Below are 12,462 nucleotides of genomic sequence, written 5' to 3' on the forward strand. Positions count from 1 at the left end.
GCGGTCGCGAGCCGGGACCGGACCCGGGGGGGCGAGCTTTACTGAGCGACAGGCGCCGGTGCGACCACCGCGACGGGTGCATGAAGCTTCGCGGCGTGATCCTTGAAGCCATAGCCGGGCAGGGACAGGGCATAGCTGTGGACCAGCCACATCTGGACCATCAGCACGATGAACCACGGCACCATCCAGTTGGCCGGGTTGATCACGGTCCAGACCTTCCAGTCGTCTTCCGGGTGCTCGATCTTGACGCTTTCATCGGCCAGCAGATAGGGGACTTTCATTTAAATTACCTTAGTTTACGTTTAAGTCTGGACGAGGCCGAATCAGAACCAGGGCTGATAAGCCCAGGTTACCAAGTGGACCGCAGATGCAATCATCACCCAGCTCCACACACCATGCTTCCAGTGCTCATGAAACTCCTTCGCCTGCTCGTTGGTCAGACCCGAGATGTTGCCGGAATTCATTCTCGTAACCTCACATCGTGTTGTTAAAACCAGTGTCCCTTTGCCGGTGGCGGGGACACGCTAGCATAGATCACCGGATCGTCGCGTTTCCAGTTTCCTTAAGAGCCCCGGCGATCTCGGCACTAGTTTAACCCGTCGGCCGACCGTGTCAAGACTAACTGACATTTATTTGTGTCAGGGCCAGCTTACATAAGGCGGACTGCAAGACAGTATCGCCGCGGATACAACCAAGCGGACGGGTGACGGCCAGCCTCGAGCCGGGCAGGGCTGAGGAATCCCTTGGGGGCCTGTCAGGGTCAGGAGCCCGGCACGGTCCGTAGTCCGTCGGAGCCTGAGGCCTGAGCGACGGCCGACGAGTCGCCGACGCGCGAACAATCATTCCGATCGCGCCCCGGGCACGCGTGCGTCGCAGAGCAACCGGGTTGCGGGGAAGCGGCTCACCTAGAACCAGGGTTGATACGCCCAGGTCACCAGATGAACGGCCGCGGCGATCATCACCCAACTCCAGACGCCATGCTTCCAGTGCTCGTGGAATTCTCTCGCCTGCGCGTCGGTGAGGCCCGACAGGTTCGCGGTCTTCTGCCCAGTGGACTTCGCTGATCCACCAACGTGGCCCGCTTGGTTCGGGGTCTTCTGCTCAGCGGGCTTTGATGGCCCGCCGACCGGGGCCGCCTGGTTCGCGGTTTTCTGCTCAGCGGGCTTCGCTGGTCCGCCAGCGAGGCCCGGCGATTTGGGCGTTTTCCACACAGCCATTTAAGTTACTACCTCTATTAGGGTTTAGACGAAGCCACATTTCAAGGCGCGCCCCGGGTGCTGGTGCCGCACAGCGGCGATTCGGAGAGTCGCCCAGGGCGACGCTGGTCGGTCACCGCGTAGCCGTGGCTAGTGTAGCTTGACATAGCTTCGTGTCAAGGAGCATTGACAGCGAGGCATTTGCACTGTTAGGCAAACCGCCGGCAACCGTTGTCTGTATGGTCGCGGTTGACCACATGTGGGCGCGGCGCAACTGGCTCCGAATCGAATTTATTTGACTGGGCAGGGGAAAGCGTCTATTTTTGCCGATTCACTCGAGCGTCAGTCACCAACGAAATGCCGACGCTGAAACGGCACACCAGAGGGATTAGTATGGACCCGATGCAGTATATCGAACCGGCCGTGGTCCCCGGCGGGTGGGTCGCGGGCTGGCATCGCCGCTGGCTCGACCTGCGCAATCGGCTCCTGGCGTCCTCGCGCTTCCAGCGCTGGGTGGCCGGGTTCCCGCTGACCCGGCCGCTCGCCCGGCGCCGGGCGCGACACCTGTTCGACCTGTGCGCGGGCTTCGTCTACTCGCAGATCCTCTTTGCCTGTATCGAGTTGGACCTCTTCGACCTGCTTGCCGAAGGTCCCTTGAGCGTGTGCGATCTGGCCGGGCGTCTGGGTCTCCCGGAGCCCGCGACCCGGCGCCTGCTCAAATCGGCCGAGTCCCTGGAACTGGTTGAGCGCACTGCCGCGGATCACTATGCCCTGGGTGAGCTTGGGGCGGCCCTGCGCGGCAATCCGGGGATCGTGGAGATGGTGCGTCACCACGCCATGCTCTACCGCGATTTGGCGGACCCCGTGGGTCTGCTGCGTGACCGGCGCTCGACCCATCTGGGGGCCTACTGGGCCTATGCCGACAGCGCGGCGCCAGAGTGTCTGGAGACCGGGAGCACCCGCGACTACACCGCCCTGATGAGCGACTCTCAGGGGCTGGTCAGCAGTGACATTCTGGACAGTTATTCCATGGAGCGGCACCGTCGGCTGCTGGACCTGGGGGGCGGGAATGGGACCTTTCTGGCGGCGGTCGCGGCCCGCTGGCCGCACTTGGACTTGCGACTCTTCGACCTGCCGGCGGTGGTTGAGCAGGCCAGGGAGCGCCTGGCGCGCGAGGGGTTGGCGGCCCGCACCCAAGCCATCGGCGGCGACCTGTTTCGCGATACCCTGCCGTCAGGCGCCGACCTGATCACCCTGGTGCGGGTGGTCCATGACCACGACGACGGTCCAGTCATGGGGCTCCTGCGCGCCGCGCGCCAGGCGTTGCCGGACGATGGGACCCTGCTCTTGGCCGAGCCGATGGCCGGGACGCCGGGGGCGGAGCCGATTGGCGAGGCCTACTTCGGGTTTTATCTCTGGGCCATGGGCAGCGGACGTCCGCGTACCTGTCAGGAACTCACCGCCATGCTGCACCAGGCCGGCTTCAGCTCGGTGCGCGAGGTCTCCACGCGGCGGCCCCTGTTGATGCGTCTCCTGGTCGCCCGCGCCTGACCAGGACGCGCAGGAAATCCACGACTATGCCTCACCGGCACCCGCTGCTCCATTCCATCGACAGCCCCGCGGACCTGCGCGCCCTCGCCGAGCCCCAGTTACAGCAACTCGCGGGCGAACTGCGCAGTTTCCTGATCGACTGTGTGTCACAGACCGGCGGCCACCTGGCGGCCGGGCTCGGCGTGGTGGAACTGACCATCGCGCTGCACTACTGCTTCGACACCCCGCGCGACCGCCTGGTGTGGGACGTGGGCCACCAGGCCTACCCGCACAAGATCCTCACCGGACGCCGCGCGCAGATGTGCTCGCTACGCCAGGAGGGCGGGCTCTCCGGCTTCCCCAAGCGCAGCGAAAGCCCCTACGACTGCTTCGGCGTCGGCCACTCCAGCACCTCCATCAGCGCCGCCGTCGGCATGGCGCTCGCCGCCCGGCAGCACGGGGAGCGCCGCCAGGTGGTCGCGGTGATCGGTGACGGGGCCCTGAGCGGCGGCATGGCCTTCGAGGCCCTGAACCACGCCGGCGCCCTGGACGTCGACCTGATGGTGATCTTGAACGACAACAAGATGTCCATCTCCCCGCCGGTGGGGGCCATCAGCAACCACCTCTCCCGGCTGCTCTCCGGCAAGCTCTACACCTCGGTGCGCGAGGGCGGCAAGAGCGCGCTCAAGGCCATGCCCCAACTGCGCGAGTTCGTGGGCCGCTGGGAAGAGCACATGAAGGGCATGGTGATGGGCGGCACCCTGTTCGAGGAGTTGGGCTTCAATTACATCGGCCCTATCGACGGTCACGATATCCCGAGCCTGATCCGCACCCTGCGCAACATGCGCGGCATCCCGGGCCCGCGCCTGCTGCACGTGGTGACCCAGAAGGGCCACGGCTATGAGCCGGCCGAGGGTGAGCCGGTCACCTATCACGGCGTGACCCCCTTCGATCGCCATACCGGGCGTCTGCACAAGGGCGCGCCCGGCAGCCCGAGCTACACCCAGATCTTCGGCCAATGGCTGTGCGATACCGCGGAACTCGACCCCCGCCTGGTCGGCATCACCCCCGCCATGTGCGAGGGCTCCGGGCTCACCGCCTTCGCCAAGCGCTACCCGGAGCGCTTCTTCGACGTCGGCATCGCCGAACAGCACGCCGTCACCCTGGCCGCCGGGATGGCCTGCGATGGCCTCAAGCCGGTCGTGGCCATCTATTCGAGCTTCCTGCAACGTGCCTATGACCAGCTCATCCACGATGTCTGCCTGCAGGACCTGGACGTGACCTTCGCCGTCGACCGCGGCGGCCTGGTCGGGGCGGACGGCGCCACCCACGCCGGCAGCTTCGATCTGAGCTTCGCGCGCCCCATCCCCAACCTGCTGATCCTGGCCCCGTCCGACGAGAATGAGTGTCGGGCCATGCTGCGCACCGCCTATGAGTATCCCGGTCCCGCCCTGGTGCGCTATCCCCGCGGCAGCGGCCGCGGCGTGGCCATCGACCCCGCCACCCCGGCGCTGCCCATCGGGCGCGGGCGCCTCCTGCGGGAAGGCCGACACTGCGCCATGCTCGCCTTCGGCAGCCTGGTCGGCCCGGCGCTCGCCGCCGCCGAGGGGCTCGATGCCACGGTGGCGGACATGCGCTTCGTCAAGCCGCTGGACGAGGACCTGATCCTGGACCTGGCCCAGGGACACGACCTGCTGGTGACCTTGGAGGAGAACGCCATCGCCGGCGGGGCCGGCAGCGCCGTCTCCGAACTGCTGTCGGAGCGCGGCGTCCTGGTGCGCTGCATCCACCTGGGGCTGCCGGACCGCAACGTGGAGCACGCCGAACAACCCGCCCAGCTCGCCATGTGCGGACTCGACGCCGCCGGCATCACCGCCCGGGTGTACGCCGAACTGGATCGACTGGGGCTCGCACCAGCCCCGCGCCCCATCGGCGCCGCAACAGCTTGAGGTCCTCCAACGGGGGCCTGACGGCTAGGCAATCAGCCGCCCGAAACCGAGTAGCTGAATGGCGCGAACAGACTCTGCTGCCGTCGCGTTTTTTCCGTTCAACAACAAAAACACCGCGGCTCGGTTAACCGAGCCGCGGTGTCTTCTGCGTAAATGCTGCCACTGATCGAGGACTAATACGGCGCGGCACCATCCATTACCGCAGGGAGAAGTGCGGCATGCTGTCGCGTCGCGTTGTCGACTCAGCTATACTTGGCGACGGAAGCCATGGCAACCACGGCGACGGGTTGGTGCTTCTTCGCGGCGGAATCCTTGAAGCCATAGCCAGGCAGGGAGAGGGCATAGCTGTGAACCAGCCACATCTGGACCATCAGCACGATGAACCACGGAACCATCCAGTTGGCTGGGTTGATCACGGTCCAGACCTTCCAGTCTTCTTCCGGATGCTCGATCTTGACGATCTTTTCATCGGCCAGCAGATACGGAACTTTCATTTGCGTTACCTTAGACGTTAGACTTGGATAGACCAGTCGAATCAGATCAGAACCAGGGTTGATAAGCCCAGGTCACCAGGTGGACAGCGGATGCAATCATCACCCAACTCCACACGCCATGCTTCCAGTGCTCATGAAACTCCTTCGCCTGCTCGTTGGTCAGACCCGAGATGTTGCCAGAATTCATTTTCGAAACCTCATACGTGACATTTGTGAGAAGAGCGAGTTCACCGTTACGGGTGAAGACCGCTCTTCAGTGGCGGGGTACTTGAACCCGCGATCCAGCGCCAGATACCCTGCGGCGCTTTGTTCTTACTGAGCGACGGGAGCCGGGGCGACCATCACGACGGGCTGCTTCGCGGCGTACGCTTCGGCGGCGGCATCCTTCCAGCCATAGCCGGGCAGGGCCAGGGCATAGGTGTGAATCATCCACATTTGGACCATCAGCACGATGAACCACGGAACCATCCAGTTGGCCGGGTTGATCACGGTCCAGATCTTCCAGTCATCTTCCGGATGCTCGATCTTGACGATCTTCTCATCGGCCATCAAATAAGGGACTTTCATTTAAATTACCTTGGTTTGTGAAGTTTGGACGAAGTCTGATCAGAACCAGGGCTGGTAAGCCCAGGTCACCAGGTGGACAGCGGATGCGATCATCACCCAGCTCCACACGCCATGCTTCCAATGCTCGTGAAATTCCTTTGCCTGCTCGTTGGTCAGACCCGAGATATTGCCAGAATTCATCTTCATAACCTCAAAGACGTTGTGAAAAAACCGTCCCCATCAGCCTATGGCGGCAGAGACACCCACCGTCGATCCAGATCGCAACACCCTGGCGCCCCGCATCCTGACTTAATTTGTTCGAGACGGGTTGCGTCTTGGAACAGCCCGGCGATCTAGGCGCTATTGTAACCCGGTAGCCGCCTGTGTCAAGGCCAACTGACATTTATTTGTGTCAGGGTTGGCTTACATTAAGCCTGGCCTAGCGATCCGCGCGCCAGACGCATCGCGTCCACGACCAAGGGGAGGGTGTGGGCGGCTGGAGGCGAGCCGGGACAATCGCAGTAAGATCCGTCGTTACAATGGGTTAGGTATTCCCCGATGGGCGCCGCCGGGGTCAGGTGCCCGTCGTCAACGGACCGACCAGCGCCACGGCCGGGATTGGGTTCTCACGCAGGTGCTCCGCCGCCAGGACACGATTTGCCGCCATCCTGCCGGTCATGGTGGCCGCCTCCATCAGATTGGCCGGCACCTCGAGTCTGACGAAGTCCCCGGCAAGAAACAGGTTGTCGAAGGGCGTAGCGACGCCCGGCCGCCCCGCATGGTCGCCCGGTGCCCAGCGTGGGAAATTTTCCTGCATCATGTAAATGTCGTGAATGACTCCGGCCCCTTGCAATTCCGGGATCAGCTCGTCCAATTCCGCCCGCATCAGCCGCTTGATTTCGGCTTCCGGCAGGAGGTTATGTGCTTCCACGGCATAGGCATGTAACTCGACGACGGCGCCGCGCCGACGCCTCGCCCAGTCCTCGTACGCCGGCTGCAACTGCGAGTAGATGGCGATGGAGTCGACGTAACGGTAGCCGCTGACGGTATAGAAAGGAACGTATTGTGGGCGCAGCTCCCGGTCGAGCCAGATGCGCCAGACGATGTAGGGGTCGGCAACGCCCAAGCGCGCGACGCTGCTGACCAGCGCCTGATCGGAGATCTCGGAATGGGCCAGGATATTCTTCAGTCCAGGTACATCGCAGGCCAGTACGAAATAATCCGCGGCATATTCGGTAGCAGGCTGGAGCGGCGCCGCCGTCAGGTGCACGGTATCGCCCCGCAACTCTGCCGCCACCGCAGGCAGGGGCAGGATGGCCGGACCCGCGGTCGGCAAGCCGTGCCGATCATATTTAGCACCATGGCAAGGACAGGCGAAACCGCCGGTGGCTGGGTCGAGTGCAACTGGACAGCCCATGTGCGTGCAGCGGCTCGACAGCGCTGCGTAGTCGCCGCGGTCGTCCCGCTTGACGAAGTAAAGCTCTCCGGAGCTGGAGCGGGTCGGTTGCCAGTCGGCCCCCACCGCGCTGGCCGGGACCTGGTGAGCTTCACCCGGACTACTCCCCGCCGACCGCAAGACCAGCTTGGTGATGCGCCCATCCGTTTCCACCAGGCGCTCGGCCTCCATGCCGGTCAACACCTTGCCGCCCAACGCAATCAGTATGTCTTTCAGAGGTGTGACTACCGAGGTCATGGCGTCGTCGATGGTTTGGTCGTAGCCCATGCCGTCGGGGTTGCCGAGGTAGAAAAAATGAAAGAAACGGATACCTTCAGCGGTCGAATACTGATGGAACTGATTGAAGGAGGTATGCGCGAAGGGTTCGATGATCGTATCGACCATGGGCCGGTTGATATTCTGGCAAAAGCTCTTGAAGTCGACGCCGTCGAACTCACGAAATGTCCGTTCCGGCTGGTAGCGCATCAATTCATACAGCGCGTCGGAGGGCGGGTAGAAATCCAGCAGGGAGACGGACTTGGCCTGGCCGACGACCGCGAGCAGGTTGAACGGAAACAGCGTCGTGGTATTGGTGAAGCTCTCCATCGGTTTGTCCTTGAAGAGGATCGGGTAATCGCGCACCGGCTTCAGGTGTTTCAGCAGTCCGGCCTCGGCGAGCAGTCCCTTTAGGTTATAATATTGGTTGAAAAAGCCGTGAAAGCCGTGCTCCATGGCCATGGTTTCGCCCTCGACCTGCACCTCCCACCCGGTCAGCCGACCGCCGAGTTGGCTCGCCCGCTCGACCAAGATCACAGCGAATCCGCGCTTCAGTAATTCATACGCGGCGGCGATGCCGGCCAGGCCGCCGCCGACCACCAGGACCCGCTTCGCAACGACGGGGCGCTCCGGCAGCGCATCGTTGTCCGCGGCGGCGAACGGCAGGATCGTTCGCTGCGGCTGAATGGCAGCAAGGCCGGCAGCGCCCACGGCTGTTCCAGCCAATGTCGCGAGTCCGACGTTTCGAAGGAAAATGCGGCGTTTCATGGTTGACAATTTACTCTCTTCAAATGACCTCGATCGTTCGACCTCCCCCAATCCGGGGAAACCGATCCTGTCGTTGTGCCAGCCGCAACCCGGAACCCCGGACCCTGGCCACCGGCCAGTTTAGGCGAAACGGTGATCGCCAGCGTTGACCCCCGTCAAGCGCGAGCAGGCTAACCGTGGGTCGCCGCAGCGGTGAGAAACGGACGGTGCGTATGCTACCATGACGCGGATATCGCCGATCGCAGCGCCGCGCCGCGCAGGCCGGCGATGTCTGCGACGCCCCCGTCGCGGTGCGGGCGCATTGCCCCGCGGACCGCGCGGCGGCGATCCCTTTACGAAGACCACAGGTACACCCGATGACATCACGGCCTTCCGAGCAAAACGACGCCGATTATCTGCTCATTGGCGGGGGATTACAGAATGCGCTGATCCTGTTGGCGTTGGCCAAGCGCAACCCCACCGCGACCGTGCTCATGCTGGAGCAGGACCAGTCCCTGGGCGGTAATCACATTTGGTCGTTTCAGGCGCTGGATCTGCCGGTCGCGGCCAGGTCGTGGGCCGCGCCGGTGGCCGAATATACCTGGCCGGGGTACCAACTGTATTTCCACCAGTCGTCGCGCTGGGTCGGCGGCACCTACAGCTCATTGAGCTCTGAGCACCTCGAGCGACTGCTCAGGCAGGCGGAAGTCGACAACCCCAACATCCGGATCCGCACCGGCGCCAGGGTCCGGGCGAGCGACGCAACGTCCGCCACCCTTGAAGACGGAACGGTGCTGCGCGGACGCCTGGTGATCGATGCCCGTGGGCCGGAGAGTCGCACGGGCGCAAGCGGCGGCGGCTACCAGAAGTTCTTGGGCCTGGAGTGCAAGCTGCGCCGCCCGGCGCCGATCACTGCACCGATCCTGATGGACACACGCTGCACCCAAAGGAACGGCTTCCGCTTCCTGTATGTGCTACCGTTCGCACCAGATCGTGTGCTTGTCGAGGACACCTATTTTTCCAATAGTCCCGAGATCGACGCCGACGCGTTACGCGCCCCGCTCGTCGCCGATGCCGCCGCCATGGGGTTGGACATCGAGCGGGTCTTGCGTACCGAGGTCGGCGTGCTGCCGATGCCCTCGCGCAACGTGTTTAATCCGCAAGCCCGCGGTCCGATTCAAGGTGGGTACACCGGTGGCTGGTTCAATCCCGGTACCGGTTACTCGTTTGCGGCGGCGATCCGTCTCGCCGAGCACCTTTCGCAGACGCCGATCGAACAGGTTTTTGGGCCGCAGTGGCGGGGACTCGTTCGCCGCATGCGTGTCCAGGCGGTCTTTTTCGCCTTCCTGAATCTGCTGATGTTCGGCTTTTTCCATGATGCGCAGAGGCGCAAGCTCATGGAGCGGTTCTATCTCCTGCCTGACCCGGTCATCCACCGCTTCTTCGCGATGGAAACCACCCTGGCGGATCAGTGGCGCATCCTCTGGGTGGGGGCGCCGTGGACACCGAAGGGGTGGGCGCGACGCCCAGAGACACAACCGCCAGTAACCAGCGAATAGCGGGGGCGGGACCGGAGTCGCCTGGTATCCGTTGCGCCCCGGGAGCGCCCGCGTCAGCGGCGCGCCGGGGCGTGCGGGATCTTGCCCGGTATCTGCGCTGATAAACTCACATCACCGGATGGATAGTAATGTGTCGCGGGTCGCGGCTTGGCTCACCTCCGGCGGCGGACGTGCTTACTTGGTCAAGCCGAAAATGTGCATCAACCACGCGGCGGACACGAAGAAAGCGACGGCGGTGAAACAGACCTTGAGGTAAAACCGAGCGTTCGCCAGCAGTGTCTTGCGTATGTCGTGACTGCTCGTGAGTTGCGGGGGGGGCGCCTGCCCAGCCGATTGCGTACCCTCGACCCGCGGTTCAGCCGGCATCAAGGCATAGGGCGCCACGCGCGAGACCTTGAAAAACTGGATGTCGGATTCGGCCCCCGCCTTTTCGATCACCACAAACTCGGTATTGGCGTCGAGGCTGCAATCGGTAGCGAAGCGCAAGGCGAAATCTTCGATGCTTTCGGCGGCCCCAAGGTATTCCCAGGACTTGGATTTGTCCGGCCAAGTTCGTCTCCCCGCGTAGTTCATGTGATGACCCTCATTGACTTAAATGATGTTCAGGCGTTTGACCCGCGCGCTCACGATGAGTCGGCGGCATGCTGCGATCTCGCTCCTAAAGCGGGCGCGAAAACCTTCCAATACTAACGATTCGCTCAAGTTGGTGCAAACCATGCAATAATTAGGTGTTGGTGTTCTGGATCAGGTTCAACCCACCCACCTCAACCCTCGCCGGCAAGGGGGCAAGAAAGTCGGCGCCTTGTGCTGCTGAGTCGAGCCGCGAGCCAAGGGGAACTGAACGATGACAGTTCCGGCGTGGCCCAGGCCCCGGCGCCTGGGGGCAGGCGTTTTCGCTGGCCCTAGCGCCGATCGTCGGGCGCGCCCGCAAACATCCACCGATCGCCACCCCCGCCGCCCCTCCTGGATAAAGGCGGGAGCGGAAGCTCACAATGACGGCCGCCGCAAGAATAACGATGGGCGGTGCGGGCCTACCCGCGGACCTGCGATCAAGTATCCGGGCTAGCTTACCAGTTGCCCAAGTTGGTGCAAACCCTGTAAACTGGAAAGTTCAGAATCCAGATTCTAAATTTAGACGCTCTGTACTGGGCGGCGTAGTAACCTGACAAGGCGGGCCAATGGGTAAGAAACGAGTCGTCATCATTGGGGCCGGTATGGGCGGCCTGACCGCCGCGCTCAAGCTGGCGGTCCAAGGACTCAACGTGACGCTGGTGGAGCGCGGTACGCACTGCGGCGGAAAGCTCCGCGAGCAACATAGCGGCGAGCGCAGCTACTACACCGGCCCCACCGTCCTGACCATGCCCTGGGTGTTCGAGAAGATCTTCGCCGAGGCCGGTGCGGCGTTTCGCGACCACGTCGTGTTGCACCGCGCCGTGGTGCTTGCCCGCCATGCTTGGGGCCCGGATCAGCGGCTGGATCTCTATACCGACCACGAACGTTCGGCGCAGGCCATCGGCGAGTTCGCGGGCGCGGCCGAGGCCGCGGGTTTTCTCCGGTTTGCCCAACATGCCAAGCGGGTATTCAGCGCGCTGGAGGGTCCGTTCATGCTCTCGCCGCGGCCGACCCCGATCTCGATCTTCGGCCGTTTTGGTGTGAGTGATCTCGGCGAGCTGATGCAGATCAAGGCACTCACGACGCTGTGGAGCGCCTTAGGTGGTTTTTTCAAAGACCAGCGTCTGCGCCAGTTGTTCGGACGCTATGCGACCTATGTCGGCTCGTCGCCATATCTTTCGCCGGCCACGCTGATGCTGATCGCGGATGTCGAAAGCCGTGGCGTGCATGCTATTGAGGGGGGAATTCACCGCTTGCCGGAGGCGCTGGCCGTGCTTGGTGCGCAGCACGGCGTGACGTTCCGGTATCGCGAGCCGGCCGCCGAAATCGTCGTGCGCGGTGGGCGGGTGGCCGGCGTGCGGCTTGCCAGCGGTGAGCATCTTGACGCCGATGTGGTCGTGTTTAACGGTGACGCGGCGGCCATCGGGGCCGGGTTGATGGGCCGGCAGGTGAGCCGAGCGATCCCGCCGGTCGCTGCCGGCAAACGCTCTCATTCGGTGGTCACATGGAATCTTGTGGCCAAGCCGCAGGGCTTCCCGCTCCAGTACCATAACGTTTTTTTCCCGCCGGACTACGCGCAGGAGTTTCATGCCGTTTTCGATGAGCTGCGGCTGCCGTCGGACCCGACCGTCTACATTTGCGCGCAGGATCGGGGCAATCCCGACGCTGCCGCTCCCCAAGGTCCCGAGCGGCTACTGTTGGTGGTCAACGCGCCGGCCCGGGGCGACACCCAAACCATTGCCGACAGTGACATTCGCCGGTGCGAAGCGCGGGTCTTTGGCCTGCTGGAGCACTGCGGCCTGACCCTGGAGCAAACCTGTGAGGCCGTGATCACGACGCCCGCGCATTTCGAGCGGAGCTACCCGGCCTCCGGCGGTGCCGTATTCGGGCGGGCCTCCCATGGTTGGCGCGCATCGTTTGACCGCCCCGGTGCCAAGACCCGCATCCCCGGCCTGTACTTGGCGGGCGGGACCGTCCACCCGGGGGCCGGCATACCAATGGCGGCCATCTCGGGCGGTATCGCGGCCGCTACCGTGCTCGCGGATCTCGCTGGGCACTGATAAGGCGTCGCAGTGAGGCTGGACTCAGACCCTTTGACCTGCCCGGCCTACGATAGCT

At 63.6% G+C, this 12,462-nt stretch carries 13 protein-coding genes; 4 read left to right on the top strand and 9 right to left on the bottom strand.

The window, feature by feature from the left end:
• Positions 1 to 38 precede the first annotated feature (38 nt).
• From pufA (THSYN_RS31260) to THSYN_RS31270, 3 genes are all read right to left on the bottom strand, one after another.
• Positions 39 to 281 (bottom strand): light-harvesting antenna LH1, alpha subunit, encoded by a 243-nt coding sequence (pufA, locus tag THSYN_RS31260; RefSeq protein ID WP_100922987.1) that lies wholly within the window; start codon positions 279 to 281, stop codon positions 39 to 41.
• A gap of 42 nt (positions 282 to 323) precedes the next feature.
• Entirely contained in the window at positions 324 to 464 is a 141-nt protein-coding gene (gene pufB, locus THSYN_RS31265) for a light-harvesting antenna LH1, beta subunit (protein WP_020507020.1), read from the bottom strand.
• Between the two features lie 441 nt (positions 465 to 905).
• Complete coding sequence (locus THSYN_RS31270) at positions 906 to 1,031, bottom strand: light-harvesting protein (RefSeq protein WP_100923310.1); 126 nt, start codon at positions 1,029 to 1,031, stop codon at positions 906 to 908.
• A gap of 558 nt (positions 1,032 to 1,589) precedes the next feature.
• Between THSYN_RS31270 and THSYN_RS31275 the strand changes: the two genes are divergently transcribed.
• Entirely contained in the window at positions 1,590 to 2,747 is a 1,158-nt protein-coding gene (locus tag THSYN_RS31275) for a methyltransferase (protein WP_100922988.1), read from the top strand.
• A gap of 26 nt (positions 2,748 to 2,773) precedes the next feature.
• Positions 2,774 to 4,675, top strand: a complete 1,902-nt coding sequence (gene dxs, locus THSYN_RS31280; RefSeq protein WP_100922989.1) for a 1-deoxy-D-xylulose-5-phosphate synthase — start codon at positions 2,774 to 2,776, stop codon at positions 4,673 to 4,675.
• Between the two features lie 242 nt (positions 4,676 to 4,917).
• Here the strand turns inward: dxs and pufA (THSYN_RS31285) are convergent, their stop codons facing one another.
• The 5 genes from pufA (THSYN_RS31285) to THSYN_RS31305 all read right to left on the bottom strand — a co-directional run bounded on the left by pufA (THSYN_RS31285) (position 4,918) and on the right by THSYN_RS31305 (position 8,194).
• Positions 4,918 to 5,169 (bottom strand): light-harvesting antenna LH1, alpha subunit, encoded by a 252-nt coding sequence (pufA, locus tag THSYN_RS31285; protein ID WP_100922990.1) that lies wholly within the window; start codon positions 5,167 to 5,169, stop codon positions 4,918 to 4,920.
• Between the two features lie 46 nt (positions 5,170 to 5,215).
• On the bottom strand, positions 5,216 to 5,356 hold the full coding sequence (gene pufB / locus THSYN_RS31290) for a light-harvesting antenna LH1, beta subunit (RefSeq protein WP_020507020.1): 141 nt from the start codon (positions 5,354 to 5,356) through the stop codon (positions 5,216 to 5,218).
• Positions 5,357 to 5,481: 125 nt separating this feature from the next.
• Positions 5,482 to 5,736 (bottom strand): light-harvesting antenna LH1, alpha subunit, encoded by a 255-nt coding sequence (gene pufA / locus THSYN_RS31295; protein WP_100922991.1) that lies wholly within the window; start codon positions 5,734 to 5,736, stop codon positions 5,482 to 5,484.
• Positions 5,737 to 5,775: 39 nt separating this feature from the next.
• Complete coding sequence (gene pufB / locus THSYN_RS31300; protein ID WP_020507020.1) at positions 5,776 to 5,916, bottom strand: light-harvesting antenna LH1, beta subunit; 141 nt, start codon at positions 5,914 to 5,916, stop codon at positions 5,776 to 5,778.
• A 373-nt stretch (positions 5,917 to 6,289) separates the two neighbouring features.
• Positions 6,290 to 8,194 (bottom strand): FAD-dependent oxidoreductase, encoded by a 1,905-nt coding sequence (locus THSYN_RS31305; protein ID WP_172965417.1) that lies wholly within the window; start codon positions 8,192 to 8,194, stop codon positions 6,290 to 6,292.
• A gap of 356 nt (positions 8,195 to 8,550) precedes the next feature.
• Between THSYN_RS31305 and crtY the strand changes: the two genes are divergently transcribed.
• The gene (crtY, locus tag THSYN_RS31310) at positions 8,551 to 9,732 is read left to right on the top strand and encodes a lycopene beta-cyclase CrtY (protein WP_100922993.1); all 1,182 of its coding nucleotides are present in this window, start codon (positions 8,551 to 8,553) and stop codon (positions 9,730 to 9,732) included.
• Between the two features lie 174 nt (positions 9,733 to 9,906).
• On the opposite strand, the gene THSYN_RS31315 is transcribed toward crtY, so the two are convergent.
• Positions 9,907 to 10,305, bottom strand: a complete 399-nt coding sequence (locus THSYN_RS31315) for a hypothetical protein (RefSeq protein WP_100922994.1) — start codon at positions 10,303 to 10,305, stop codon at positions 9,907 to 9,909.
• A gap of 605 nt (positions 10,306 to 10,910) precedes the next feature.
• On the opposite strand from THSYN_RS31315, the gene crtD reads away from it, so the two are divergent.
• Entirely contained in the window at positions 10,911 to 12,404 is a 1,494-nt protein-coding gene (gene crtD, locus THSYN_RS31320; protein ID WP_100922995.1) for a 1-hydroxycarotenoid 3,4-desaturase CrtD, read from the top strand.
• Positions 12,405 to 12,462 lie beyond the last annotated feature (58 nt).

Source organism: Candidatus Thiodictyon syntrophicum, from assembly GCF_002813775.1.
GTDB lineage: Bacteria > Pseudomonadota > Gammaproteobacteria > Chromatiales > Chromatiaceae > Thiodictyon > Thiodictyon syntrophicum.

Bases quoted from the DNA above. Each gene is read 5' to 3' on its own strand.
- pufA (WP_100922987.1), bottom strand. From the start codon at position 281: ATGAAAGTCCCCTATCTGCTGGCCGATGAAAGCGTCAAGATCGAGCAC.
- pufB (WP_020507020.1), bottom strand. From the start codon at position 464: ATGAATTCCGGCAACATCTCGGGTCTGACCAACGAGCAGGCGAAGGAG.
- THSYN_RS31275 (WP_100922988.1), top strand. From the start codon at position 1,590: ATGGACCCGATGCAGTATATCGAACCGGCCGTGGTCCCCGGCGGGTGG.
- dxs (WP_100922989.1), top strand. From the start codon at position 2,774: ATGCCTCACCGGCACCCGCTGCTCCATTCCATCGACAGCCCCGCGGAC.
- pufA (WP_100922990.1), bottom strand. From the start codon at position 5,169: ATGAAAGTTCCGTATCTGCTGGCCGATGAAAAGATCGTCAAGATCGAG.
- pufB (WP_020507020.1), bottom strand. From the start codon at position 5,356: ATGAATTCTGGCAACATCTCGGGTCTGACCAACGAGCAGGCGAAGGAG.
- pufA (WP_100922991.1), bottom strand. From the start codon at position 5,736: ATGAAAGTCCCTTATTTGATGGCCGATGAGAAGATCGTCAAGATCGAG.
- pufB (WP_020507020.1), bottom strand. From the start codon at position 5,916: ATGAATTCTGGCAATATCTCGGGTCTGACCAACGAGCAGGCAAAGGAA.
- THSYN_RS31305 (WP_172965417.1), bottom strand. From the start codon at position 8,194: ATGAAACGCCGCATTTTCCTTCGAAACGTCGGACTCGCGACATTGGCT.
- crtY (WP_100922993.1), top strand. From the start codon at position 8,551: ATGACATCACGGCCTTCCGAGCAAAACGACGCCGATTATCTGCTCATT.
- THSYN_RS31315 (WP_100922994.1), bottom strand. From the start codon at position 10,305: ATGAACTACGCGGGGAGACGAACTTGGCCGGACAAATCCAAGTCCTGG.
- crtD (WP_100922995.1), top strand. From the start codon at position 10,911: ATGGGTAAGAAACGAGTCGTCATCATTGGGGCCGGTATGGGCGGCCTG.